Annotated in this window: 21 protein-coding genes; 14 read left to right on the top strand and 7 right to left on the bottom strand. The window is 30.9% G+C overall.

Annotated features, from left to right (window positions below):
• Positions 1–33: 33 nt before the first annotated feature.
• Complete coding sequence (locus tag H0I32_RS04865; RefSeq protein ID WP_179312836.1) at positions 34–426, bottom strand: response regulator; 393 nt, start codon at positions 424–426, stop codon at positions 34–36.
• Positions 419–1,906, bottom strand: a complete 1,488-nt coding sequence (locus H0I32_RS04860; RefSeq protein ID WP_173587270.1) for a PAS domain-containing sensor histidine kinase — start codon at positions 1,904–1,906, stop codon at positions 419–421. Before H0I32_RS04860 ends, H0I32_RS04865 begins: the two co-directional genes overlap by 8 nt.
• A 283-nt stretch (positions 1,907–2,189) precedes the next feature.
• Between H0I32_RS04860 and H0I32_RS04855 the strand changes: the two genes are divergently transcribed.
• The 14 genes from H0I32_RS04855 to H0I32_RS04790 all read left to right on the top strand — a co-directional run bounded on the left by H0I32_RS04855 (position 2,190) and on the right by H0I32_RS04790 (position 22,155).
• The gene (locus H0I32_RS04855; RefSeq protein ID WP_173587271.1) at positions 2,190–2,567 is read left to right on the top strand and encodes a Na(+)-translocating NADH-quinone reductase subunit F; all 378 of its coding nucleotides are present in this window, start codon (positions 2,190–2,192) and stop codon (positions 2,565–2,567) included.
• Between the two features lie 50 nt (positions 2,568–2,617).
• The gene (locus H0I32_RS04850; protein ID WP_179312837.1) at positions 2,618–3,598 is read left to right on the top strand and encodes an FAD:protein FMN transferase; all 981 of its coding nucleotides are present in this window, start codon (positions 2,618–2,620) and stop codon (positions 3,596–3,598) included.
• Positions 3,599–3,689: 91 nt separating this feature from the next.
• Positions 3,690–6,617 carry a histidine kinase gene (locus H0I32_RS04845; protein WP_179312838.1) on the top strand — a complete coding sequence of 976 codons (2,928 nt, stop codon included), beginning with the start codon at positions 3,690–3,692 and terminating at the stop codon, positions 6,615–6,617.
• A gap of 32 nt (positions 6,618–6,649) precedes the next feature.
• Positions 6,650–7,402, top strand: a complete 753-nt coding sequence (locus H0I32_RS04840) for a LytR/AlgR family response regulator transcription factor (protein ID WP_179312839.1) — start codon at positions 6,650–6,652, stop codon at positions 7,400–7,402.
• A gap of 103 nt (positions 7,403–7,505) precedes the next feature.
• A complete protein-coding gene (locus tag H0I32_RS04835; protein WP_179312840.1) occupies positions 7,506–9,233 on the top strand; it encodes a leucine-rich repeat domain-containing protein in 1,728 nt (575 codons plus the stop codon).
• 153 nt (positions 9,234–9,386) lie between these two features.
• Entirely contained in the window at positions 9,387–11,942 is a 2,556-nt protein-coding gene (locus tag H0I32_RS04830; protein ID WP_179312841.1) for a LamG-like jellyroll fold domain-containing protein, read from the top strand.
• A gap of 115 nt (positions 11,943–12,057) precedes the next feature.
• Complete coding sequence (locus tag H0I32_RS04825; RefSeq protein ID WP_179312842.1) at positions 12,058–12,489, top strand: hypothetical protein; 432 nt, start codon at positions 12,058–12,060, stop codon at positions 12,487–12,489.
• 134 nt (positions 12,490–12,623) lie between these two features.
• Positions 12,624–13,655 carry a hypothetical protein gene (locus H0I32_RS04820; RefSeq protein WP_179312843.1) on the top strand — a complete coding sequence of 344 codons (1,032 nt, stop codon included), beginning with the start codon at positions 12,624–12,626 and terminating at the stop codon, positions 13,653–13,655.
• A gap of 95 nt (positions 13,656–13,750) precedes the next feature.
• On the top strand, positions 13,751–14,419 hold the full coding sequence (locus H0I32_RS04815) for a hypothetical protein (protein ID WP_179312844.1): 669 nt from the start codon (positions 13,751–13,753) through the stop codon (positions 14,417–14,419).
• Between the two features lie 295 nt (positions 14,420–14,714).
• The gene (locus tag H0I32_RS04810; protein ID WP_179312845.1) at positions 14,715–17,627 is read left to right on the top strand and encodes a histidine kinase; all 2,913 of its coding nucleotides are present in this window, start codon (positions 14,715–14,717) and stop codon (positions 17,625–17,627) included.
• Between the two features lie 100 nt (positions 17,628–17,727).
• Positions 17,728–18,480 (top strand): LytR/AlgR family response regulator transcription factor, encoded by a 753-nt coding sequence (locus H0I32_RS04805; RefSeq protein WP_179312846.1) that lies wholly within the window; start codon positions 17,728–17,730, stop codon positions 18,478–18,480.
• A gap of 106 nt (positions 18,481–18,586) precedes the next feature.
• Complete coding sequence (locus H0I32_RS04800) at positions 18,587–20,725, top strand: T9SS type A sorting domain-containing protein (RefSeq protein ID WP_179312847.1); 2,139 nt, start codon at positions 18,587–18,589, stop codon at positions 20,723–20,725.
• Positions 20,726–20,880: 155 nt separating this feature from the next.
• Positions 20,881–21,756 carry a hypothetical protein gene (locus tag H0I32_RS04795; RefSeq protein ID WP_179312848.1) on the top strand — a complete coding sequence of 292 codons (876 nt, stop codon included), beginning with the start codon at positions 20,881–20,883 and terminating at the stop codon, positions 21,754–21,756.
• A gap of 42 nt (positions 21,757–21,798) precedes the next feature.
• Positions 21,799–22,155 carry a hypothetical protein gene (locus tag H0I32_RS04790; RefSeq protein ID WP_173587286.1) on the top strand — a complete coding sequence of 119 codons (357 nt, stop codon included), beginning with the start codon at positions 21,799–21,801 and terminating at the stop codon, positions 22,153–22,155.
• A gap of 151 nt (positions 22,156–22,306) precedes the next feature.
• Here H0I32_RS04790 and H0I32_RS04785 read toward each other — a convergent pair whose 3' ends face one another.
• The 5 genes from H0I32_RS04785 to map all read right to left on the bottom strand — a co-directional run bounded on the left by H0I32_RS04785 (position 22,307) and on the right by map (position 25,992).
• On the bottom strand, positions 22,307–22,675 hold the full coding sequence (locus H0I32_RS04785) for a DUF423 domain-containing protein (RefSeq protein ID WP_179312849.1): 369 nt from the start codon (positions 22,673–22,675) through the stop codon (positions 22,307–22,309).
• 14 nt (positions 22,676–22,689) lie between these two features.
• Positions 22,690–23,454, bottom strand: coding sequence for a class I SAM-dependent methyltransferase (locus H0I32_RS04780; RefSeq protein ID WP_179312850.1), 765 nt, complete (start codon positions 23,452–23,454; stop codon positions 22,690–22,692).
• 47 nt (positions 23,455–23,501) lie between these two features.
• Complete coding sequence (locus H0I32_RS04775) at positions 23,502–23,882, bottom strand: GxxExxY protein (protein WP_179312851.1); 381 nt, start codon at positions 23,880–23,882, stop codon at positions 23,502–23,504.
• A gap of 505 nt (positions 23,883–24,387) precedes the next feature.
• Entirely contained in the window at positions 24,388–25,161 is a 774-nt protein-coding gene (locus H0I32_RS04770; RefSeq protein ID WP_179312852.1) for a DUF3050 domain-containing protein, read from the bottom strand.
• 12 nt (positions 25,162–25,173) lie between these two features.
• Positions 25,174–25,992 carry a type I methionyl aminopeptidase gene (gene map / locus H0I32_RS04765; RefSeq protein WP_179312853.1) on the bottom strand — a complete coding sequence of 273 codons (819 nt, stop codon included), beginning with the start codon at positions 25,990–25,992 and terminating at the stop codon, positions 25,174–25,176.
• Positions 25,993–26,003 lie beyond the last annotated feature (11 nt).

Below are 26,003 nucleotides of genomic sequence, written 5' to 3'. Positions count from 1 at the left end.
TTTATGTATTTAATATTTTTTTTAAAAAGAAATTTATACGTCTTGTAATATGCTCTCTAGCTTTTTAAATGAAATGGGTTTAATAATATAGTTTTTTATATTATCATAGCGTTTAGCACGATTTAAGTCTACTGGATCAATAGAAGAACTAACGATGTAAATGGTGATGCTTTTATGTGATTCAATTTTAACAAATTCATCTAAAAATTGCCACCCATCCATTATTGGCATGTTTATATCCAATAATATGACATTTGGTATTGCTTCATCAGAATTCATTATGGGTTTTAGATTATTAATCGCTTCTTGTCCATTTTTAAAAACCATAAAAGAATTACAGAAATTAGATAATTGCATCATTCTTTTTGCTCCAAAAATAAAAATTGGATCATCATCTATAATACAGGCTACGTCAATTTTATTCATATGTCTTTAAATATATATAAAAAGTTGTGCTTTCATTTACGATACTCTCTACTTCAATTTTACCACCAATGGCTTCAACTTGGTTTTTTGTTATAAAGAGTCCTAAACCACGTGAATCTTTATGTTTATGGAATGTTTTGTACATTCCAAATAACTTGTCTCTATGTTTTTTTAAGTCTATGCCTAGACCGTAATCTTTAATTTTTAAAATAACAAAGTCATTCTCAATTTCAGTGTTTATCTCAATCTTAGCGGGTTCATTTATTTTTTTATACTTTATAGCATTCGTTAAAAAATTTAATAAAATACTATCTAAATAAGCCGGGATTCCTTTAACAAAAATTTCAGGTTCTATATTTATAGAAATCTTAGTTTCAGAATTGATTATAAGTGCAGAAATACTAGAGAATGCTTTATTGAAATTCTCTAATAAGTTTAAAGATTCTGTCTTTAAATCTTTTTGAGTATTTATGGCAGCGACTTCGTTTAAATTTTTTACAGTTTCACCTAAGTTATTTACCGCTTGCTCAATTAATGGAAATATTTCATTTTTAGTAGTTTCAGGTGAATCCATTTTTATAATATCTAATAACATATCTAAATTACCGTAATGTGATCTTAGATTATGAGATACAATATGTGCAAAATTTAATAAACGTTTGTTTTGATTTTCTGTAGTGTCTAATAATTGAGAAACTTTTTGACTACTTTTCTTTATTAATGTAAGATCATTGATTTGAGCTATAAAATGCTCTGGTTGCCCATTACTATCTCTAACAATTGTTGTAAACAATTGCGCCCAAATAATTTCACCTTTTTTATTTATATAGCGTTTTTCAGCTTCATAATGATCAAGTTTTCCACTAATCATTCTCATCATAGCTGCATAATCACGGCGTAAGTCATCAGGATGTGTTAGATCCATAAATGTTAAGGTTTTAATTTCATCCTTATTATAACCAAGAGTTTTACAGAGGCTTTTGTTAACATCGATCAAAGTACCTTCTAGATCTACTATTGCCATTCCAACTAAAGCCGTTTCAAATGTTCTACTAAGCTGTTGTTCTTTTATAGCTAATGCTTTAGAGTTTTTTGTTTTTTTATCAATATCTTGAATTAAGCCTTGTATTTTAATACATTTATTATTTTCAATTATAGGCGTACCTATTGTTCTTACCCATTTTTCTTTTCCTGTTTGGGTAATTATTTGAATTTCAATGTCAAAATCTTTGTGGTTTTCAATACAATTTGTAAATAATGTTTCTATTTTATTTAGGCTGTAACCTTTTTTATAGAAAGAAAGTCCAAGTTCAACATTAGGTTTATAATCTAATGAGACTTCATGTATTTTTTTTGTTTGAGTACTCCAATTTAGTTGCGATAAAGTTGTATCAAATTCCCATGTGCCTATGGCAGCATGTTCTTGAATAAAATCTAATAAATTGATGCTACTTTTTTTTTGTATATTAGGGATAGACAAAATAAATGTATTAATAGGGGTTAGTGAGCAAATATAGCTTATAATTTATGTAAATATTTCTATTAAAAATTATTTAGCGATAAGCATAATTTTATTGTAAGTTTTTTCTTTAGATTGTATTATTAAAATTAATTTAGAGCAAATTACTTTGTTTCGTATGGTAGATTTCGTTCTTACTTATTCTCCATTATTTTTTTGATTAAAAAAATGAATTTTATTTTAATTATTTATTTGTAAAAGCAAGGTTTGGTTATTTTAAATTACAACTTTGTATCTTTGTTTTATGAGTAAACCATTAACCCCTCAAGAAATTCATAATCTCGCCATGAACCATGTTGGCAAGGACCTCGAAGCACGTGGTTTTGAATTTATAGCAATTAATAGTAAGTTAAAACGTCATCCTCAATTTGTGTGTATTGATAAAAAGGGTCAGTATTATTTTGTAATAGTACGAGCTGTTATTCTACCTGATAACCCTAATAATTACGATGTAGTTTGGATGGAAACTTTTAAGAAACACGCGTTTGATAAAGATGCTAAAGTGTTATATGCAGGCGTTGGTTTAGGGAATCCTGACGGCGAAGATTTACCTATTCATTTAAATGAAGAATACCTTATTGAATATAATGGTATTCAGGTTATTGAGATGAATTTAAATTAATCTAATAAGTAAAAAAACGAATTTCAATAATTAAGATTTTAAAATTTATAATGAAAAAAATATTATTCATATTTAGTTTAGCATTACTGTTTGTTTCTTGTGAATCAGAACCTGAAAACATCAAATTATCTGGACCTGTTTTTGGAACTTCTTATAGTGTTCAATACCATTCAGAAGATGATGTTAACTACCAAAAGCAATTTGATAGTCTTTTTAATGTTATAAATAAATCGATGTCCACTTACATTCCTGAATCTAAAATTTCAAGAATAAATAAAGGTGAACCTGTTGAAGTAGATGCACATTTTACACGTGTATTTGAAAAAGCAAAATTCATTTACAGAATGACGGAAGGTGCTTTTGACCCAACGATTGGAGCTGTTGTAAATGCATGGGATTTTGGTCCTGAAGGAAAAATAGCAAATATAGATAGCACAGCAATAGATAGTCTTATGAAATCTGTTGGTTTTAATAGAATGGGATTAAAGAACAATGTAATTATAAAGAATAAAAATTCATTTTTAGATTTTAATGCTATTGCTAAAGGTTATGGTGTGGATGTTATTGGTGAGTTTTTAGAAAGTAAAAATATTACGGACTATTTAGTAGAAATAGGGGGGGAGCTAAGAACAAGAGGTCTCAATCTTGAAAAAAAATCACCTTGGAAAGTGGGTATCGACGATCCAAATTTTGAAGGAGATCAGTCGTATTCAAAAGTCATTGTTTTACAAGAGGAAGCCATGGCAACTTCTGGCACATATCGTAAATTTAAAATTGATGACAACGGTAATCGTTATGCCCATATTATAGATACAAAAACGGGGTATCCTTCTAAAACTAATATTTTAAGTGTTTCTGTTTTAGCTGAAGATTGTATGACTGCTGATGCTTATGCCACGGCGTTTCAGGCTATGGGAATAGATAAAGTAAAGACATTTGCAGAGCGACACGCAGAATTAAAAGTGTTTATTATTTTTGAGAATGAAGCGAAAGAACTTGAAACCCTTTCCTTAAATAACTTTCCACAATAGAAATAACGACCTTCAGCAGTTAAAAACACACTTTTAAAAGCTTAGAGGCTTAGAATTTGTATTTTATTGTAGTTTTAACTACAATTTTTAAATGTTGAAGAAAACATTACTTTTTATTGTATTGCTATTAGGCTTACATTTTTTGTGCGCCCAAGAACCTGTATCTATTCATCTTACTGAAAAAGATGGCTTACCAGATATTGAATTTTATAATATTTTAGAAGATAGTAAAGGGTTTGTTTGGTTAGCTGCAGATACCGGTTTATATCGTTATGATGGCAAAACGTATACCCAATATACTAACGCAGAAAAACGAGGCCTATCCATTTTTGGACTTTTTGAAGATACACAAGGCCGTATATGGTGCACTAATATTTCAGGACAGTTCTTTTATGTTGAAAACAACCAACTCCTCACCTTTATAGATTTAAAAGAGGAATTAAAAGGGCAGTTGGGAAATTACAGTATACAAGACAACAAACTTTTAATTACGACAAGTCGTTCGTTATATATTATTGATTTAATTACCAAGAAAATTCTTTTAAGAGAACTTCATGGAAATGGAGGGGCAAGATTGATGCCTCTAGATACGGGCTACATGTTGATTAGTTTTGATGCTGTAAAAATATTCAATAATGATTTTAAGGAGACCAATCAGTTTTTACTTAACATCCACTATCGTGACATTAAAGGTATGACTACAGCACAAGGTCAAACTCAAGTTTTTAAACTAAATGAGATTTTATTTTTTTCTCAACAATTTAAGTATAAAAACATGTTTAGAAGTATCAACCTAAATACAGGTACTACGGATGCTACACTAGGATTAGAACTTCTGAAAAATAAAAGGATTATTAGGATAAAGATCATAAAGGACAATATGTGGGTGTTAACCCATACCGGAATTTATATTTATGAAAACGATAAAAATGAATTCACACTTAAAAACCAAATATTAGAAGATGAAATCGTTACTGACGTTATCATTGATAAAGATCAAAATTTTTGGGTTTCAACATTGACCAACGGGATTCATTTAATACCGAATATAGAGGTTGTAAAACATAAATTACCTGAAAAGAGTAATGATATTATGGCTATTGATAAGGTGAATGATTCGGTTGTGTTTTTTGGTTCTAAAAGTGGGGTCGTAGGGTTTTTAAACGTTGATGCTTCTACTTATAAAGCATCTGCTAACTTGGGTAATAAAGTCTCTGCAATACAGTATAATTCTAATATTGAATATAGTTATGTAAGTATCGACGATGGTGGTTATTTTGTAAATAACAAAACATTAGAAACCATAAAAAAACATGAATTTCTTGGTGTGAAAAGTTTTTCTCGCGTTAATGAAACGATGACACTTTTTGGAACCTATAGCAGATTGGCTTTTTTGAATAATACTGCAGAGTTAGTTAAAACATTTTCTGATAACAAGCGGATCTATACAACCTACTACAGTGAGAATAGCAATACTGTTTTTATTGGGTATGTCGATGATTTATTAGTTTTAGATAACGATTTTAAATCAACCACAATACGCTATAAAGAGAAAGAGATTTTAGCCATTTCTATTACGGAAACTGCAGATGGCATCGTTTGGGTGGGGACGTTTAAAAATGGAATTTTTGCAATAAGAGATAATCAAGTTATTGCGCATTACACTACAAAAGAAGGCTTGTTGTCTGATCAGATTAAATATTTAAAGGCTGATGAAAATTCGATTTGGATAGCGACACCAAAAGGTTTGCAAGTGTTTAATACGGATAACAAATATTTTAAAAATTTAACCAAGACAGACGGTCTTTTGTCTTACAAAATTTCAGGAATCGAAGTCTTAAATAACCGCGTGGTTTTGTCTTCAAACAAGGGTGTTTTTTCTTTTGATAAAGAGAAGGTGTTTAAAAAGATGTCGCAACCCGAAATTTATTTTAACGACATAAAGATTAATGAAAAATCGACTGATCTAGGAACGGATTATGATTTAGATTATAATCAGAATTCAGTACAATTTAGTTTTAATGTCAATGGTGTTTTATACAATATAAATAAAACGTATCAATACCGTTTAGTTGGTTATAATAATAACTGGATTACTACAGATTTAGGTGTGAATACCGTAAAATATAGTAGCCTACCAGTTGGGGAATATACATTTCAGGTGAGGCCAACATCGATTATTGAGGGCACTGAGAGTAACGATAAGAGTATTAAATTGAATATCAAATTGCCATATTGGAAAAAGTGGTGGTTTATTTTAGCCTACAGTTTGTCTTTTGTAGGTCTCATTATTTTGTATTACAAAAGGAAATTAAAAAAGAAGGAAATAGCGAAAGAATTAGAGATTAGACAACTCTCTTTAGATAATGAGTTAATCGCTTTAAAACTAGAAAATTTACGCTCGCAGATGAATCCGCATTTTATATTCAATGCGCTTAATTCTATTCAAGAGTATATTATGCTCAATCAAAAAAAACTAGCTAGTGAATATTTAGGAAAGTTTGCCGATTTAATTAGAACTTACCTCAGCCATAGTACCAAAGGGAAAATCACCTTACAAGAAGAAATAGATTGTTTAGAAATGTATTTAGAATTAGAGAAATTACGTTTCGAAGATAAACTGCATTATGTCATTTCAACTTCTGGTAATTTAAAACCAGATGAGGTTAATATACCAACAATGCTTGTTCAACCTTATGTGGAAAATGCCTTAAAACATGGGTTGTTACATCGTAAAACAGATCGTAATTTAAGAATCAATTTCTTTATAAATGATAAAGTGAAAACGGTGAGATGTATTATTGTAGATAATGGTGTTGGTAGAGCGCAAGCCGAAAAGTTTAAATCGAGAAGTCGTAAAAGTCATCCATCTTTTGCTACTAAAGCTACTCAAGATCGATTAGCATTATTAAACTACGGAAAGGAAAAACAAGTTGGTGTCATTATTACCGATCTGTTTGATAAAGATATACCTGTAGGTACGCAAGTTGATATTACAATCCCATACACTACAGGTTAATCATTAAACATGCTCTAATAAAATAAACACATATGAAAGTAGTAATTATAGACGACGAACCTAAAGCAAGAAAATTGCTTAATATACTAATAGAGGAGAATTGCCCAAAAGTTGCTGTTATTTTCACGGCTGAAGATTTGTTAAGTGGTGTTGAAATTATAAAAGCAGAACAACCACAAATTGTATTTTTAGATATTGAAATGCCAGAGCATTCGGGTTTAGAAATTTTTGATTTTTTGGAGGAAACACATCGTAATTTCGAAATTATATTTACAACGGCTTATAGCGAATACGCTGTTAAGGCTTTTGAACTTTCGGCTGTAGATTATTTATTAAAACCATTGCGGTTAGATAAGCTTAGTGAAGCCATAGAGAAAGCAATTGATAATATCGGTAAATCTCATATTAACATTAAGTTAGATGAGCTTCAGAAAAGTTTAAAATCGTCTAATTTTAAAAAAATAGCACTTCCAGTAGCCGACGGTATCAAGTTTGTAAATTTTGATGATATCATCCTATTAAAGGCAGATGGTATGTACACCAAAGTTCATGTGCAAGATGCTTCAGAGCTGTTAATCAGTAAGCCATTAAAACATTTTGAAGAATTATTAGATACTATTCCTATGTTTTACAGACCACATCGTTCGTACTTAATCAACTTAAAGTATATTAAAGAATATTATAAAAAAGATGGAGGCTATATTATTATGGATAATGATGAAACGGTTTCTGTCTCAAAAGATAAAAAGGAAGAGTTTTTAACTATTGTACAGAATATAGGGTAGTTTGCTTTAGAAGTTGAAAGTGCTGTTTCAGAAATTTAGTTACAATTTTAGTAGGTTGGATTAAGATATTTGTTTTTATAAACTTTAAAATTCTTAACCTATTATGAAAAAAATTACATTTTTTCACGAACACTTAATCCATACATGTTTCGTGAGTAAAACAAAATTACTTTTTTTATTTACTATAATTTCTGCATTGAGTTATGGACAGACTTTTGATTGGGAGACAGGAACATTACTAAGTTTTGGTTCATCTAATCAAAACATTATTGCAAAGCAAATTGTTAATGGTTACGAGGTTAACTTTTCTGCCAGTGGTAGCGGTACACCTATTCTGCTTGGCACTTTTAATCAAGGTACTACAGGCAAGGCTGTTATGAATCAGCAACCTGAACAAGTTGTTCGATTAGCTTTTTTTCCTGCAGTAGATATTCAAAGCCTCAAAGCTTTTTCTGCTAATGCTAGTACTGTTAACTGGACTTTTACACCAGTTAATAGTCCAGGTAATGCCGTTGTAACAGCGAATGTTGCTCAAAATGCTGTTACAGTGAACTTAAATTGGACTAATGTTAGTATAATAGATATAACAGCAACTAATGGAAGCTCACAAAATTTTGGAGTTGATGATATTGTGTTTTCACCTTATACACCTTGCACAGTAACCATCCCAGACGCAAACTTTAAAGCTTACTTAGTTGGTAATACTGCCATAAACACCAATGGTGATACAGAAATACAGTGTAGTGAGGCTAGTGCTTTTACGGGAGCCGTAATTGTTAATGGTTTAAATATTTCAGATTTAACAGGTATAGAGGCCTTTACAAATATTTCAGTTTTAAATTGTCGAGATAATGCATTAACGAGTTTAGATATTTCTCAAAATACAGCTTTATTAGAATTGCTTTGTCAATCTAACGCATTGTCTAGTTTAGATGTCTCAACAAACACGCTTTTAACCCGTCTTTGGTGTGATGATAATAGCAGTATTTCAAGTTTAAATGTATCATCTAATACAGCTTTAGTAGTATTATCTTCTGGTAACAATAATTTAACAAGTATAGATATATCTTCTAATACGGCTTTAGTTTATTTAAGTTGTTATAATAATAGTATCACAAGTATAGATCTCTCTAATAATACCGTTTTAGTACGTGTCGTTTTAGACTTTAATGGTTTAACGAATCTAGATATATCATCAAATACTGCTTTAGAAAATCTATCCTTTCAATCTAATGCTTTAACAAATTTAGACCTGTCATCCAATACAGCTTTAAAAAATATAAAGGGTATAAATAATGGTTTAACAAGTTTAGATGTCTCGTCAAATTTAGCTCTAGAATCTTTACAGATTGATGATAATAGTTTTACAAGTTTAGATATATCAAACAACACCTTTTTAAATGTTTTACAAGCGAACAACAATTCCTTAACAAGTTTAAACGTTGCAAATGGAAACAATGCGAATTTTGTTCAATTTAATGCACTTAACAACCAAGATTTAACGTGCATTCAAATAGACGCAGCCTTCACACCACCAACAACTTGGCAGAAAGATGCAACAGCAAGTTATAGCGATGATTGCGCAGCATTAAGCGTAGATGAATTTAATCTAAACACAATCTCATTACACCCAAACCCAACAAATTCAATTTTAAATATAGAAATGACTAAAAACATCAAACAAGCAACTGTCTATTCTATGTTAGGTAAAGAAGTATTAAAAACCCAAAATAAACAGATCGATGTTTCTCGTTTATTAAACGGCGTATTTTTAATTAAAATAGAAGATGAAAACGGAAACGTTTCAACCAAACGTTTTATCAAACAATAATACATAGTTTTGTTTTTTTTAGAAATCTCGTAAGTGTTATGCTTACGAGATTTTTTTGCTTTAGAAGTTGAAAATGGTGTTTCAGAAACTCACCCCATTTTAATGAAGCTTCATAGTAGATATTTGTTTTCTAAATCTTAATAAAAACCAATTATGAAAAAAATTACATTTTTTAACGAACACATAATCAATAAATGTCTCGTGAGTAAAACAAAATTATTTTATTTATTACTACTTATATGTAGTTTTTCTTTCGCCCAATTTCCTACTACTAATTTAATAGCTCAGTATGGATTTGATAATGGGTCTTTAGTAGATGGTGCTAATGGCGCTAATTTTTCTCAACATGGATCAGCTTCACTATTTGTTAATGATAGATTTGGTACAGCTAATGGAGCTTTACAGTTAAATGGAGATGATTTTCAACGAGTAAACTTAGATCACGACTCTTCTTATGATGATATTTCTTTGTCATTTTGGATTAAGACGGCAACCAATGATAATAATGAAAGAACAATAATTTATGACCTTGGAGGAACTTTTAACAAAGGTTACCATATTTATTTAAAAGATGGAGAGATAAACCACTATTCAAGATTTAATGTGGGTTCTAACTATATTGTTTATAATATAACATCTATGGATATTAGTGATGATCAATGGCATCATATTGCTATTACAACACATATGTTAATTTCAAAAATTTATGTTGACGGGCAATTAGTGGATTCGACTGGGAATCCAAGTGCCTCAAGTTATAGTAATAGAGGATTTGATAGTAACGGTATTGTTGGTTTAGCAAGAAATAGATCTTCATACCCGACGGCTACAAGCAGTTATAGAGACGTTATTGATGATATATTAATTTATGATAGAGAGATATCAGCTGCAGAAATAACATCTATTGGTGACTATAATTTTTGTGTTGGAATTACTAATCAGTTATTTACTTCTAATATTACAGCTACAAATATAGATGTAAATGTACCAGGTACACAAACTGTGGATATTGCGTATCATGAAGTTTCTCAACCTTTTTCTTCTGCTACAGTTGTTTCAAGTGTTTCAGGAGGAGCAAGTACAACTATTACTGGAACATCGCCAGAAACTTATAAAGTTTATGTTAGAAAAGATTGTGGAAATGGTAGTTATTCATCATGGTCTGCACCCCTTATTTTTAAGAATACAGGAATACCAACTTATGTTAACTATAATGCAACAGGAAATAATGATGGTAGTAGCTGGTCTGATGCATATATTAATTTAAATACAGCGTTAGATTTGGCAAACTCTGGTGATCATATTTGGGTTGCGTCAGGTAATTATAAACCACATGCTTTTGATAGAAGCGTTTATTTTACAGTAAACAAAGAAAATTTAAAAATTATCGGAGGGTTTAATGGAACAGAAACTCAGGAATCTGATGCAGATCATGTTTTAAATACGACTATTTTATCAGGAGATTTACAAGATAATGATGTAAATATAACCGATTTTATTTCTAGCTATTCAAACACAACTCGAAATGCAGATAATAGTTACCATGTCATAAATATTACGGAATACGGAAATAATTTATTATTAGAAGGTATAACAGTAAGTGATGCACATAATAATTTAGATGCTTTTGAGAGTGGTGGTGCAATTGTAAAAGATTCTGGGGTTACTAAGCTAACCCTTAAAAATTGTATTATAAAAGATAATGTTTCAAGAAACGGCAATGCAGGTTTATTAGCTGAATATGATCTTAATGGAACAGGGATATTAGGTGAGTTGAATATTGAAAACTGTATATTCTCTAATAATATGGCTCGATGGGCAACAGCTATATATAGCTTTGTTCGTGACGATACTGATGCAAATATAAATATTACCAATAGTTTATTTGATGGTAATATTGCAGGAAATTTGAATAGTACAACTGCACAAGGCTATGCTGGTAGTTCGGCATGGCTTAGGAATTTAAGTATTAGTAGCAGTTCTACTTTAAATATAGACATCATTAATTCTACATTCGTTAGTAATAGCGATACAGGTACAGAGCAAAATTTAAATAACTTTAGTAGATCAACGTTAGCTATAAGTAGAAGTAACGGAAATGCAGGGGCAGTAAATACAACAGTAGCTAATTCTATTTTTTGGGGTAATACAGCTACTGGTGGTTTAACTGCACGTTCTATAACAGATTTATATGAACAGCCACCTACATCTGTAAATGTTTTAAATTCTATAGATGAAGCCAATTTTAACGATGCTGTAATTACAAATCCAAGTAATACAACTAACTCTAATCCTCTATTTACGGATGCTGCAAATGGGGACTTTACATTAACTTCTGGTTCGCCTGCGGTTGATACAGGAGACAACAGTTTTGTTTTTGAATCCACAGATTTATTAGGAAACCAACGTGTTTTTAATACAACTGTAGATATGGGAGTTTATGAGTTTGGAGCACCATTTTTAAGTACAAATGATTTTCAACTAAATGAAAATGAAATCAAACTATATCCAAATCCAACAAATTCAATATTAAACATAGAAATGACTCAAAACATCAAACAAGCAAGCGTCTATTCTATTTTAGGTAAAGAAGTGATTAGAACTGAAAATAAACAGATTGATGTTTCTCGTTTACCAAACGGAGTATTCTTAATTAAAATAGAAGATGTAAACGGAAACGTTTCAACCAAACGTTTCATCAAGGAATAATACATAGTTGTGTTTTTTTGTTTAGAAGTTGAAAGTGGTGTTTTAGAAACTGATACACTAAACCAACGACAGCATCATAGATATTTGTGTCATAAATCTAAAACATAACCTAATTATGAAAACAATTATAGCCTACCTTATTATAGCATTTACATCATCTGTACTTTTTTCTCAAAGTGAAATTCCTACAGAAGCCATTAACGGTACTTACCATTTGTTAGAAGCCGAAAAGAGGATAGGCAATAAGCCAACCAAATCTAAACTTTTTCAATACGGAGAGTTTGCAGGCGATAAGGTATTAGCAATTGCGGCTTGTGCTCAATGTATGCTTGCAATTTATAAGTATCAAAAAGACGAAAGTAAAGAGTTGGGGATTCCTGTTTTTTACAACGATAACGAAAGTTTTGTTATGGTAAAAGCAGCAGATGCAGATAGCGAAGATTGGACGGACTTTAGTTATAGTAATTTTTACAGCAAAAATGAAGCGAAGGTTATTGCTATGACACAACAAAAAATTAAAGCGTTTGTTGTAGCGGTTTCTGAATAAATTTCGGGGTAATTCAAATTTTTAGAAGTCCTTATTTTTTAGAAGTTAAAAACGGCATTTCAGAAACTTACTTCATTTTTTAGCTCTGTCATATTCGATATTTGACACTATATAAACTTGAAATTTAACCTATTATGAAAAAAATAATGATAACGGTTGCTCTAATTTTTACAGCAACCATAGCGCAAGCTCAAAAAACCTTTTACGAAGCTCTAGAGGCTAATGGTGAGACAGCAACCTACGAAGGTTTTTCTGGCATATCTATAAATGACGATGGTACTATAGCTATTGTAAGTGGAAAACCAGTGGTAACAATAACCGTAAAAAAATTGGCAACAGGACAACCTGTGGGTTTTGAAGCTAAACCCGTTTCAGAAAGTTATGGTGGTTTTGGAGCGTCTGAACTAGGCGATTATGATAGAGTAGATAGTTACCCAAATGTAATGACCATAAAAAACACTTACAAAAGAGGACTCGATGGTTATATGGTAATCGACGATTTGTTATTTAAGATTAGTTACATACCAAGTGACGGTGTTCCAGAAGTGAAAAATGTCACTGCTGTATATGTTATGGTTAAAGACCGTAGCGAAGCAAAAGATGACACAGGAAAGAAGAAAAAGAAGAAAGGTGGTTTTTTAGGACGCATGAAAGCAAAGTTAGAAGCTACAGGACAATCACCAACCTATAAGTATATTCAAACGGTAAATATTGAAAAGATATTTAACGATTACGTCACGGCTATGAAAGCCAAACAAGCGAGTCCAATAACGGCCCAAGACAAAACAGATATTGCAAAAATTAAACGCGCAAGAGAAGCTGGAAACGAAGAAATAAAACGTTATAACGATTCTATAAAAGCAACACCAGAGTATAAAGACTTGCAAAGAAGAATAAAACAAAATGAGGCAAACTATCAGGCATCAGAGTTAAAAAATACGGTAACACTTCGTAATAACTCGAATCATGAAATTTATGTAGGTAGAGCTGGAAGTCGTAATCCAGGAACAAGAATTAGTGCTGGTGGAACAGCCAGATGGAGCTGTGATCAAAATGCTTATTTACAAAAAATAACGAAGTCTGGAGGAAGTAATGCTTATGATTCTACTAATGTACAAGTGTACCGCAAAAATTCGGGTTGTGGGAATACGGTATCCATAAACTAATATTCTATAACAAAGATCAAACAAATTTAAAACTCAAATCTTTATACCATTTCTTGTTTAAAATGAGGAATGGTATAACCTAAACTTTAAAACAAATGAAAATATTTAAACCCGTAACACTACTCTTCGCTATTTTATTAATAACGGCTTGTAACAGTGATGATGATGCTACACCAAATTACGTCTTAGAAAGTGATCGTGATGCACTAATTGAAATTTATAATGCCAACACAAACAATACCTTATCTTGGGATATTACATCAACGGATGTTTCAACTTGGGATGGTGTTACAGTAGAAGATAGTAGAGTTGCAGTTTTAAGCATAGGAAGCTCTAATATTGACGATTTACCTACAACTGCCTTGCAAAAACTAACGGCATTACGATCTTTAGTAGCAAATAATAATAGTTTTTTAACCATTAATGTTAGTCATAATATTAATCTTAAAAACTTGCAATTATTCGATAATAATCTAACCGCGATTGATGTTTCTAATAATACACTATTAGAACAATTATTGTTAGAAGGTAATAATTTAGAAAATTTAGATGTAAGCATGTTGGTAAACTTAACCGATTTAAAAGGCGGTAGCAATAGTTTTTCAAATTCGGTAAACATAGCAAACGGAAACAATGCTAATATGTGGAGAATGGAATTGGGATCAAGCACTTTAAGTTGTGTACAGGTGGATGCCGGAGCTACAGATGGTTTTACTGGTTGGTCTATTTCTAGTAATGCAAGTTATAGCACACATTGCTTGTAAATACGTGTAACATTAACACCGATGCTATTTAATAATTTAAAATAAGTGATTAAGAAAAGTTGGACTAATTTATTTGAGTTCAACTTTTCTTTTTATTAAAGCATGAAGTACTTCAAACAATACAAATTAGAATTGTTTCTAATCGTGTTCTATGCGTTTATAGCTCTTGGTCTCGTCTATTTGTTTTAATTCATTTAGGGGATTACTTACCATTCATTAGTCAAAAAGTGCTTTCTACTAAATAAAAATAAAGTCCAATAGATTAATTTGTAAATTCACCCCTAAACTTTATCTCTTGAAATTAAGGCTTTTTCAGTATGTGTTTTTCTTGTTAGTAACATGGTTTGCAACAGCACAACAGCCTGTCTCAATTCATCTCACTGAAAAAGACGGCCTGCCAGATATTGAGTTTTATGATATATTAGAAGATGAACAGGGGTTTATTTGGTTGACCGCAGATAAAGGATTGTACCGTTACGATGGTAAACACTATAAATTGTTCACTAATCCTATTAAGCGCGGTCGCTCTTTATTTGGATTAACCTTAGATGCTAAAGGACGTCTTTGGTGTAATAATCTTTCCGGACAATTTTTTTATGTTGAAAACAACGAACTCAAACTCTTTAAAGATTTTAAAGACATAAACACACTTGTTGAGTTTAATATTTATAAAAATCACCTCTTCATCACTGCAAATAATACGTTAAGATCTATAAATATTGAAACAAAAAACGAAATTTATGAATTAGAGAATATTTCTCAAAATCATTTTACATTAGTAAACGAACGTAAAGAAGGTATTTATTTTAATAAAGATGAGGTTACGTATTTTACGAATGATGTGACCTTAAAACAGACAAAAGCGCTTTATTCTAACACAGTTTTTGAATTAAATAATAGTGGAGCAAAAACATACTTTAAATATGATAATAAAATTTTCTTTTTTAATCAATTAGAACCTAACAAGAAAAATAGTTTACATCAATTTAGAAATAGAGATTTGATAAATGTTCAATTACCCGAAGCATTAGTTTTTTCCATTATTGTGAGTTGCTTGCAAGTAGGAGACAACATATGGATACTAACCAATAATGGTATTTTTGTTTCTAAAATTGAAAATAAATGTTTAACTATTTTAGAGCATTATTTTAAAGGGATCTATACAACCGATATCATTAAAGATCGCAATACTAATTTTTGGGTAACAACACTAAAACAGGGTGTGTATGTTATGCCTAATTTAGCCTTAAAAAAAATAGATTTACCTAAGGATTTAGGTGTCAATGCAATAGAAAAAACCAATAAGGAAGAGCTGTATTTGGCGACGTCTAATTTTGAAATTTTTAACTATTTTAAAAAAGAGAATAAACTAACTAAAACCAACGTATCCTTCCGGAATAATATTTACGGAATTAGTTATAATCCGTTAACTGAAGATTTGTTAATGGTTGCAACAACCGAGTCTGTTTTTTATAATCCTAAAGAAAAAATAAATAAAAAAAGTAGTCTTATTGTTACCAAGTCCATAACTGTTTTTAATGAAGATCAATATTTGGTAAGTCTTCCTCATGCCTTGTCACTTTACAGTAAAAGAAGAGATGCATTTGAGTCATTACGCTTAATGAGAAGTTATGGCTCTGTTTTAAATACCTGCAAAACCAAAGCTTATTGTAATTTTATTGACGGTTTTGGTGTCGTCGATTTAAAAACAAAAACTTATAAGCAAATTACCTATAAAAATTCACCTGTCTATGGTTCTAAAATTGCAATTTCAACAGATAATGTAGTGTGGGTTGCGACGTACAACGAAGGATTGTATGGTTTTGTAAATGATAGTTTACATTATAAATTGAATGTTAAAAATGGATTAGCTTCTAATTTGATTAGTGTAATAACCGCAGATGAAAATTCACTTTGGATTGCAACTGATAAAGGCTTGCAAAATTATAATTATGAGACTAAGAAGATTATAACTGTTAATCGTGAAGATGGTATCGATTCATATAATATTAACTCAATTGAGATTTTGGGAGATGATATTTTTTTCGGATCTAATACAGGATTATATCAGTTTGATGCTAATAATATTACCAAAGCCAGAAAAACACTACAACCGTATTTTACATCTGTAGCTATTCAGGAAAAAGATACCATCGTAAAATTGAATTATGATTTAGATCAAACCGATAGCGAAATCAGATTTGGGTTTAATGTCAATGGATTTCAATCTAACAAATTTGTAAATTATGAATACAAATTAGAAGGTTACAGTGACAATTGGATTGCGGTAGAAGAGGGTTTAGACTTTGTGAAATTTAACACGCTTCCAGCTGGTGAATTTACCTTTCATCTAAGAGCGAAAAATACCTTTCAAAAAACGTATACAGAACCTATTTGTGTGGTTTTAAAAGTAAGATTGCCTTTTTATAAAAGCTGGTGGTTCTATACGCTTATTTTGTTAGCGTCAATAAGTTTTGTTTGGGGGTATTTTTCTAGAAAAACGGAGCGGTTAAATAAGGCTCAGCATCAAGCTTTAGAAAAAGCGAAGATTAATCAACAATTGGTGTTTTCGCAATTAGAGAATTTAAGATCCCAAATGAATCCGCATTTTATTTTTAATGCTTTAAATTCTATTCAGGATTTTATTATTTTAAATGAACGAAAATTAGCACGTGAATACCTTGTAAAGTTTTCGCGATTAATAAGAACTTATTTAGAGCATAGTCAAACCAATGAAATTTCTTTAAATGAAGAGGTTAAAACCCTGAGACTTTATTTAGAACTTGAAAAAGATCGCTTTGATGATGATTTTAAATTTGAAATTCACGTTGATCAAAGTTTAAATCTAGAAACCACATTTGTACCATCTTTATTTATTCAACCCTACGTAGAGAATGCTTTGAAGCATGGTTTACTTCATAAAAAAGATAACAAAAAATTGATGTTGAATTTTATTAAAAAAGCGAATCAAAATCATTTAATTTGTGAAATTATTGACAATGGAATTGGTCGAGAAGCATCAGCAAAAATAAAAAACCAACGGGTTGGGAATCATAAATCTTTTGCGACGTCTGCAAATCAAAAACGAATCGATTTATTAAATCGCAGTCAGGATAAAAAAGTAGAATTGCAGGTCGAAGATGTATACAACAAACAACAAGAAGTCTCAGGAACAAAAGTAACGATTATAATAGAATTAGCACATTGATAAGTTATCTTATGAAACGAGCATGCTGAGCATTTTAATATTTAGAGAAATGATTAATAATGAATAGCATGTACCTCATAAAAACAAATAAAATATATACATGAAAGCAATAATTGTAGACGATGAAAAACGTGCCAGACGTATTTTGCATACCTTAATTGTAGAAGAATGTTCTGAAATAGAAACGATTTTTGAGGCTGAAAATTTATTAGATGGTGTGGCTGTTATAAAAAAGGAACAGCCAGATATTGTATTTCTAGATATTGAAATGCCTAATCATTTTGGACTTCAGATTTTAGAGTTTTTTAAAACTGAAGCTATTAATTTTCAAATTATTTTTACAACCGCTTATGGCCATTATGCCATAGAAGCCTTTAAATTATCAGCTGTAGATTATCTTTTAAAACCCATTGATGTTACCGAAATGAAAGTAGCTATTGCTAAAGCATCAATCTATCTTGAAGAAAATTCTATAAAAGAAAAACTACAGAATCTCGAACGTAATTTTCAGCAATTAGCCTTAAATAAAATAGCTTTAGAAGTCCCAAAAGGAATTCGTTTTGTTTCTCACGAAGACGTCTTGTTTTTTGAGGCCGATGGTGTGTATACTAAAGTCTATTTACAAAATGGTAAAACCGAATTGATTTGTAAAACCTTAAAACATTTTACAGAACAACTGAGCAATAAACCATTGTTTTATAAACCGCATCGTTCATTTCTTATCAATTTAAAATATATGAATGAAGTCACTAAAAAAGATGGTCTTCAAGTTATTATGAGTAATAATAGAAGTATTCCTATTGCGCGTGATCGGAAGGATGAATTTATGGAAATTATTAATCGTGTATTTTAAATTTACATACCATTCATTACTATAATCTCACCATTCACTAAAAAGTGAAAAATTACTTAACTACATTTTTGCACTTTTACTTCATAATTATAAAATTAAACTTATTATGAAAACAAGATTACAATTTTTATTATTGCTTTTATGTTTTTACACATTTAACATAACAGCTCAAAATTTGGGTTACAAATATGCAGAGTACTCATTTAATAATGGATCTCTGATAAATACATTTAATCCAGGCAATGGGGACTTAGTAAAAACAGGAACAAGCTCTACCTTGCTCACAGACCGAAATGGGATTGCTAATAATGCCATATCTCTAAATGGAGATACAGTATATAATTCAATTTTACCTGGAGGGTCAGGTCAAACAAATTTTAGTGTTTCGCTTTGGATGAAAACCACTACAAATAATTTAGACAGAACTGTTTGGGAAGTTTATAACCAAACAGGCAATGCTGTAACTTTAAAAATGACAACAACTGGCAAACTTGTGAGTGAAGTTATGCTATCTGGTTCGGTTTATAATGAAGAAATTAATACGCCAACTAGTTTATTAGATGGCAATTGGCATCATATAGTTGTCACATTAGAAAAATATATAGTTAATGGAGGTAAATTACGCGTAAGAACATTTATAGATGGCGCAGAGGAATCTGGTTTACTTATGCAGCAGATTAATTATGGCCAAATTTGGACTGCTAGCCATGAAACAGGTGGAATTACTTTTGGAGATGGTCTTGATGAAGTGAAATATTTTAATGCACCTCTATCTGCTATTGATGTTGCAAACTTATACGAAAGCGAAATAAAGCTCGTAGATCAGAATGCTACAGGTGCTAATGATGGAAGTAGTTGGGCAGATGCTTATACAAGTTTAAATACAGCTTTACAAAATAATCCTGGAGGAGAGTTTTGGCTAAAGGGAGATACTTATGTTCAAATAGGCTCAGTAAATGCACCATTTAATCTTGATGATAATCAGAAAATTTATGGTGGCTTTAATGGTACAGAAACATTACTAGGTCAGCGTGATATTGTGGCAAACCCAACAATTTTATCTGGTGATATTAATGGAGATGATGATTACAACATCACTTTTAATAATGCAACTAGATTAGATAATAAAAATAGAATTGTACATGTTATTGGAGACAATGTTATAATTGATGGTATTACTATTACAGGTGGTAATGCTAATGGAACAACGCCAGAGCGTAAACGAGGAAGTGCTGTTTTTGTAAATCCGGGTGCTGGTCAACTAGTTTTAAGAAACTGTACAGTTACCAAAAACATCTGTACCTTTGGTGGAGCTATATCTGTATTAGATGGAGGAAATGACGTCACTGTTACTTTCGAAAATTCTACATTTTCAGATAATTTAGCTGATGTAAGTTCTGTTTTGTATGCCAGACCATCAGGAGGTACAATTATTAATTTTACTAGTATTAACAGTTTATACCACAATAATACCTCAAGTGGAGATTCTAATGAGCAAACAGCTGTTTTATGGTTGAGGAATGATACAGGTGGTGGTTACGAAGCTAACATAATTAATTCAACTTTTGTTAATAACAGTTTTTTAGGTAGTAATGCATCATCATATGATGAACCAGTTATTGCTGTTGGTTCTACAAATAACAGTCTTCATATTAATGTTTACAATACCATTTTTTGGAACAACACCAATAGTTTAGGAGATATAACTAATGCTTTAGGGAGTGTAAATAACAATACTATGACGAACCATGCATTAGTGCGTAATAGTTTAGATATCAATCATTTTTCTATTATTTCAGATGAACAAGCTATTTTACAAATGGACCCCTTGTTTGTAGATGAAGCTACTAACGATTTTAGGTTGTCTTCTGCTTCGCCAGCAATAGATGCTGGAGCAAATGTTTACCTACCAACAACCGTTGGTACAGATTTAAATTATAATACAAGAATTGTTAATAACATAGTAGATATGGGAGTTTATGAGTACGATGCTTCATTAAGCATCGTAGATCTAGATTTTAATAAAAACAGCATTAACCTTTACCCAAACCCAACAACAGCAACTCTAAAAATAGAAACACAAATAGAGATTAAAACGATTTCTATCTATTCAATATTAGGAAAAGAAGTTTTAAAATCTAACAGTAAAGTAACGGATGTTTCCGGATTGTCAAACGGTGTTTATCTAGTTAAGATTATAGATTTAGAAGGAAATCAACATGTAAAACGATTTATAAAGGAATAAATCATAGTTCTATTTATACTAAAAAAGGAAAGTCATCAAGGCTTTCCTTTTTTTGTTGCTATTCATTTACAAAATCTTACCATTCACTAAAAAGTTGAAAATCCTTTTACCAAAGCTTATCACTTTTGTGTCATAATTATAAAACCAAATTTATTATGAAGTACATTATTTTATTTTTTATTGCATTAGTAACCACAAGTACATTTGCACAGCAAACATTTTTTGAAAATATTAAAGCAAAAGGCGAAAACCCAGTTTACATTGAGTATCCAGGTGTGGGCACTGATAACGAAGGGAAACAGTCAATAAATCTTAGTCAAGAAAGAGTTGGTCAATATAACGAGCCACAAGAAGTTATCGTAAAATTATTAAATCATGAAGGTATTGACTCTGGAATAGCTATTATAGACAAAAATGATAATGACGAAAAAGGAAGCCAATATATAGCAGATTTTACAAAAAACAGACAAACTTTTACTGGGTTTCCCAACACATATATTATTTACGAAAATGTGTTTAACGAAGGTTATGTAGCTATTGGCAACTATATATTTTTTATAGATCATTTTAACAGCCGTACAGAATTTGGTGATATAAGAAGAGTTTATGTGCTAAAAGGTACAACGCCAGATGGTGAGGCAACTTCAAAGACTAAAAAAAAGAAAAAAGGTTTCGGTAAATTTTTAAATAAAGCAAAAAATATAGCTCTAAATAATAGTGCAGGACCAGACCCAAGAAAAGCACCAGAATATAAGGCCCTGTCTCAAGAGAATGTGCGTAAAATGGTATCTGATTATTTAACCGCTATGCGTGAAAAACAAATCGCCTATACGCTAACGTCTAAAGATGAAGCAGATTTGGCTACTATGCAAAAAGAGGCAGACGCTTACAGTAAATATATTAAAGATAAGAACAATGCCTATTGGCAAAGTCCAGAAGGACAAAAAACACTTAGAGGTTGGAAATTATTAGATGAGCATAAAGCAAGTTGTCTTAAAACAGCAGAGTCTTGTGATAGTCCTTTTCATTAAACAATACAGCCAAATTTAAACACCTAAATAACATCAAAACTTATGAGAATTTTTAAATTTATACTTTTAATTGGCTTAACACTATTAATTTTTAATTGTAATGCAGATGATGATCAATCTAAAGAAAATAGTAACCCAAGTGCTTTTGTATTAACAGAAGGAGCAGCAACAAACATAGGCATACCTTTTAATTGGACAGCGTCTATAGATCCAGACGATGACGATGTTGTTTATGCTGTTTACTTAAATGGGCTTTTAGTAATTGAAGATTTAAACGCTTTGACTTACGTAATTGAATATAATCAATTTATATCTGGTGAAAATACAATTCTCGTGATTGCATCAGACGGTTTAGGAGGTGCAGCAGAACAAGAGCTTGTTGTTAATTTAATATCCTAAAGTTATAACGAGCTATGGAAAATAAAACTAGAGCTGATAGTAATCATGTGTTTTTTTAGTATTTAGAATCTAGTTAAGGCTGAGTCTTTATAGGGCTCAGCTTTATTTATTCAGAAAATAAAAGCAGTTATTATATTTCCTTATGGAAAGCTTAAATAGCATTAATCAATACAAGCAACCAACCGACAACTAAAAGCAATCCTCCTATTGGAGTAATTGGTCCTAAAAACCTAAGTTTTTTATTTTTAGCATCAGATATAACCAAACCATAAATACTAAAAGAGAATAGTATAATACCAATAGTAAAACACCAATATGTTGCAGAGGTGATATTGCTTGCATTAAACCCTAAAACCAATAAAACAATAGCATGATACATTTGGTATTTTACACCAACTTCAAAACTATGTAATTGATCTGTAGATAAAATTTTCTTTAAGGCATGGGCCCCAAAAGCACCAAATATTACAGCTAACATGCCAAATAAAGCACCTGTAGCAATTATAATGTGTTGCGTCATTTTAATAAGTTGTATTATTTATAAACTACGGGAATAATTTCACCTTTAGCTAAACAGTATTTTTCAATATCTTCATCAGAAAGCGTAGCCGTATAATCTACTTCTTCAACTTTAAAACCTATAGAGCGTAGTTTGTCAAAATAATCCCGACCGTACACACGAACGTGATCATATTGTCCAAAAATCTTAGCTCTCTCATCTCTATCTGTAATAGAATTATCTTCAAAAGTAAACGCTCTATCTAATTCTTGTGGAATCTGAAAAATACCATAGCCACCAGGTTTCATTACTCTGTATAATTCCTGCATAGCCTTAGTGTCATCTGGGATGTGTTCTAAAACATGGTTACAGAGAATAACATCATAGCTGTTATCTTCAAAAGGTAAATCGCAAATATCCGCTTTTACATCAGCAATAGGTGATAGTAAATCTGTAGTGGTGTATTTTAAATTTTTAAGCTTTCTAAAGCGTTTTAAAAAACATTGTTCAGGAGCAAAATGAAGCACACTTTTTTCAGCAGAAAAGAAGGTTGTTTCCTTATTTAGGTACAACCATAGTAATCTGTGTCGCTCTAAACTTAATGTAGAAGGTGATAATACATTGTTTCTCTGATTACCATAACCATACGGTAAAAACGTTTTAAAACTTTTACCATCAATAGGATCCGTGAAGGTGTTTCCTTTTAAAAAGAATGCCAAAATAGGACGTGCCACATAGCTAAGCCTTATTAATAAAGGTCTTGGTATAGTGTTTAGAATAAGTTTAAAGAGTTTTTTCATTTTTATTACTCAGAGCTAAAAGAGATTCACAAAGTTTCGCAGAGGGTTTACGTGACAGTATTGATGAATCTTTTTATGCCATTTTTTAAAAGTTTAGTTTTGAAATTGAGTAATAGTCCAATAGGGTAATTTCCTAATTTCATGTAAGTCAATATTTGAGCCGTATGAACATCTGTGAATTTTTCAACTGTTTTGAGCTCAATAACAATACTATTTTCGACTAACAAATCAATTCTATAGCCGTGATCTAGTGTTATTTCCTTGTATGTTATGGGTTGAGTAATTTCTTTTTGAATTGAATATCCTATTTTTTTTAATTCATAAAACAAGCATTCTTGATAAGCAGATTCTAACAATCCTGGCCCAAGAGCTTTGTGCACTTCAATAGCTGCTCCAATAATATTTTCTGTAATTTTATTGTAAACCATATACTTTAATTGAACAAAAAACTCTCTCTGTGAATCTTTGTGTAAACTCTGAATATCTCTCAGCGAAAAAACATTAAAGAGAATAAAAAGAAGTATTTTAATAATATTTAAAATAACAGCTTTAATATAAGTTATCTATTTTAATTAAAACAAAAAACTCTCTCTGTGAACCTCTGTGTAACCTCTGAGTATCTCAGCGAAAAAACATTAAAGAGAATAGAAGAAGTATTTGGATAATATTTAAAATAACAGCTTCTATAAGTTATCTATTTAATTAAAACAAAAAACTCTCTCTGTGAACCTCTGTGTAACCTCTGTGTATCTCAGTGAAAAAACATTAAAGAGAATAAGAAGAAGTATTTTGAAATATTTAAAATAATAGCTTTAATATAAGTTATCTATTTTAATTAAAACAAAACTCTCTCTCCGGGCACCACTGTATAACCTCTAAGTATCTCTGTGAAATAATAAATACAAGTTAATTCAATGAAAATTATATTAATAACTAAGCTTCTACCTGGCTAGAAATTAAATTATAAATACCATCCCAAAGCGCGATTCTATGCTGTAAAGCTTCTTTAGCAACTTCTAAAACCTCATTCCATTTTTGCTGATCATTACCACATAATTCTTCAATCATTTTTAAAGAAAGTGGTCCATGCTCATCACCATCTAACTCTATATGACGTTTTAAATAGTAGGTTAATTTACTATACGTATTGTGGCTAGTTTTAGATTGGTTTATAATTTGAAAAAACATATCCGGAATCACATCTTCACGACCAAATGTAAAAGCCGAAGCAATTTTATGAGGTTCGTTAGTTGCAATAACATCAAAAGTAAAGTCTACAAATTTTGAAGTTTCAGCATTCAACTCCACTTTATTCGCTGTGTTTTTTACCGAAAAGCCATTTTGGATATGACATACAAAATTTTCAATTTGTGTTGTACTGGCATTAATTTGATGCATGGCATCCAAATACATTTCGTAATGACTTTTAGGTTCACCTAACTCATTAATATCGCTTTCTTCTCCAAGTACAATTTCATTTATAAAACGAGCCGTCGATGGATTTTTAACCGGTGTCCAAGGAACTGCTGTGTTTGTTAAATGATTTTGAAGAGCTTTTAGTAAAGACATAAAATCCCAAACAGCATATACATGCTGCTCCATAAAGATTTTTATATCTTCAATAGAAGATAAGGCGCTATATAGTTTATGGTCGTTGAGTTCAGTTCTTAAAAGCGTTAACTCTTTTTCTAAATGTTCAATTGTCATAAATAAGGTTTTTTATAAGACTAATGCTTTTTGTCTAAATTGATCTTCTTCAGTAGATGTAATACCTAAAGCTTCATAAACATATCCAAAAGTAGAAAGGATTTCTGGTTTTCCGTCTACAATAGCAACATCGTGTTCAAAATGCACACTAGGTTTTCCGTCTTGGGTTACAATCGTCCAACCATCACTAAGTTGTTTTATTTTATGAGTTCCTAAATTTATCATCGGCTCAATAGCAACTACCATACCTTCAATAAACTTTTTACCACGACCTCTTTTACCATAATTAGGCATTTCTGGATCTTCGTGCATTTTTCTACCAACTCCATGACCAACTAGTTCTCTAACCACACCATAACCTTCACCTTCTGTATATTGTTGAATAGCAAAGCCAACATCACCAACACGGTTACCGATTTTTAATTGCTCAATACCTTTGTAAAGTGATTCTTTAGTAATCTGAATTAATTTTTTAGTTTCTTCAGCTACATTTCCAATTTCAAAAGTGTAAGCATGATCTCCATAGAAGCCATTCATTATAGAACCACAATCAATAGAAACAATATCTCCGTCTTTTAATGGTATATCTGTAGGTAAGCCATGTACTACGGCATCATTTACGCTACATAATAGAGTAGAAGGACAATCGTAAAGTCCTTTAAAACCAGGGATTGCACCCATGTCCCTTATGTATTCTTCTGCAATTTTATCCAAATGATTGGTGGTAACACCTTCTTTTGTTTCTTTTGCTAACATACCTAAAGTTTTAGATACGATAAGTGCGCTTATACGCATCAATTCAATTTCCTCTGCTGTTTTTACTATAATCATGATTCATAATA

The sequence above is a fragment of the Winogradskyella sp. HaHa_3_26 genome, assembly GCF_019278425.1.
GTDB lineage: Bacteria > Bacteroidota > Bacteroidia > Flavobacteriales > Flavobacteriaceae > Winogradskyella > Winogradskyella undariae.
Note: the sequence above shows the minus strand (reverse complement) of the source record. Positions and strands in the feature narration are given on the sequence as shown.

What these genes read in the sequence shown, in the direction of transcription:
- H0I32_RS04865 (WP_179312836.1), bottom strand. Translation starts at nt 426, where the DNA reads ATGAATAAAATTGACGTAGCCTGTATTATAGATGATGATCCAATTTTT.
- H0I32_RS04855 (WP_173587271.1), top strand. Translation starts at nt 2,190, where the DNA reads ATGAGTAAACCATTAACCCCTCAAGAAATTCATAATCTCGCCATGAAC.
- H0I32_RS04850 (WP_179312837.1), top strand. Translation starts at nt 2,618, where the DNA reads ATGAAAAAAATATTATTCATATTTAGTTTAGCATTACTGTTTGTTTCT.
- H0I32_RS04845 (WP_179312838.1), top strand. Translation starts at nt 3,690, where the DNA reads ATGTTGAAGAAAACATTACTTTTTATTGTATTGCTATTAGGCTTACAT.
- H0I32_RS04840 (WP_179312839.1), top strand. Translation starts at nt 6,650, where the DNA reads ATGAAAGTAGTAATTATAGACGACGAACCTAAAGCAAGAAAATTGCTT.
- H0I32_RS04835 (WP_179312840.1), top strand. Translation starts at nt 7,506, where the DNA reads ATGAAAAAAATTACATTTTTTCACGAACACTTAATCCATACATGTTTC.
- H0I32_RS04830 (WP_179312841.1), top strand. Translation starts at nt 9,387, where the DNA reads ATGAAAAAAATTACATTTTTTAACGAACACATAATCAATAAATGTCTC.
- H0I32_RS04825 (WP_179312842.1), top strand. Translation starts at nt 12,058, where the DNA reads ATGAAAACAATTATAGCCTACCTTATTATAGCATTTACATCATCTGTA.
- H0I32_RS04820 (WP_179312843.1), top strand. Translation starts at nt 12,624, where the DNA reads ATGAAAAAAATAATGATAACGGTTGCTCTAATTTTTACAGCAACCATA.
- H0I32_RS04815 (WP_179312844.1), top strand. Translation starts at nt 13,751, where the DNA reads ATGAAAATATTTAAACCCGTAACACTACTCTTCGCTATTTTATTAATA.
- H0I32_RS04805 (WP_179312846.1), top strand. Translation starts at nt 17,728, where the DNA reads ATGAAAGCAATAATTGTAGACGATGAAAAACGTGCCAGACGTATTTTG.
- H0I32_RS04800 (WP_179312847.1), top strand. Translation starts at nt 18,587, where the DNA reads ATGAAAACAAGATTACAATTTTTATTATTGCTTTTATGTTTTTACACA.
- H0I32_RS04795 (WP_179312848.1), top strand. Translation starts at nt 20,881, where the DNA reads ATGAAGTACATTATTTTATTTTTTATTGCATTAGTAACCACAAGTACA.
- H0I32_RS04790 (WP_173587286.1), top strand. Translation starts at nt 21,799, where the DNA reads ATGAGAATTTTTAAATTTATACTTTTAATTGGCTTAACACTATTAATT.
- H0I32_RS04785 (WP_179312849.1), bottom strand. Translation starts at nt 22,675, where the DNA reads ATGACGCAACACATTATAATTGCTACAGGTGCTTTATTTGGCATGTTA.
- H0I32_RS04780 (WP_179312850.1), bottom strand. Translation starts at nt 23,454, where the DNA reads ATGAAAAAACTCTTTAAACTTATTCTAAACACTATACCAAGACCTTTA.
- H0I32_RS04775 (WP_179312851.1), bottom strand. Translation starts at nt 23,882, where the DNA reads ATGGTTTACAATAAAATTACAGAAAATATTATTGGAGCAGCTATTGAA.
- H0I32_RS04770 (WP_179312852.1), bottom strand. Translation starts at nt 25,161, where the DNA reads ATGACAATTGAACATTTAGAAAAAGAGTTAACGCTTTTAAGAACTGAA.
- map (WP_179312853.1), bottom strand. Translation starts at nt 25,992, where the DNA reads ATGATTATAGTAAAAACAGCAGAGGAAATTGAATTGATGCGTATAAGC.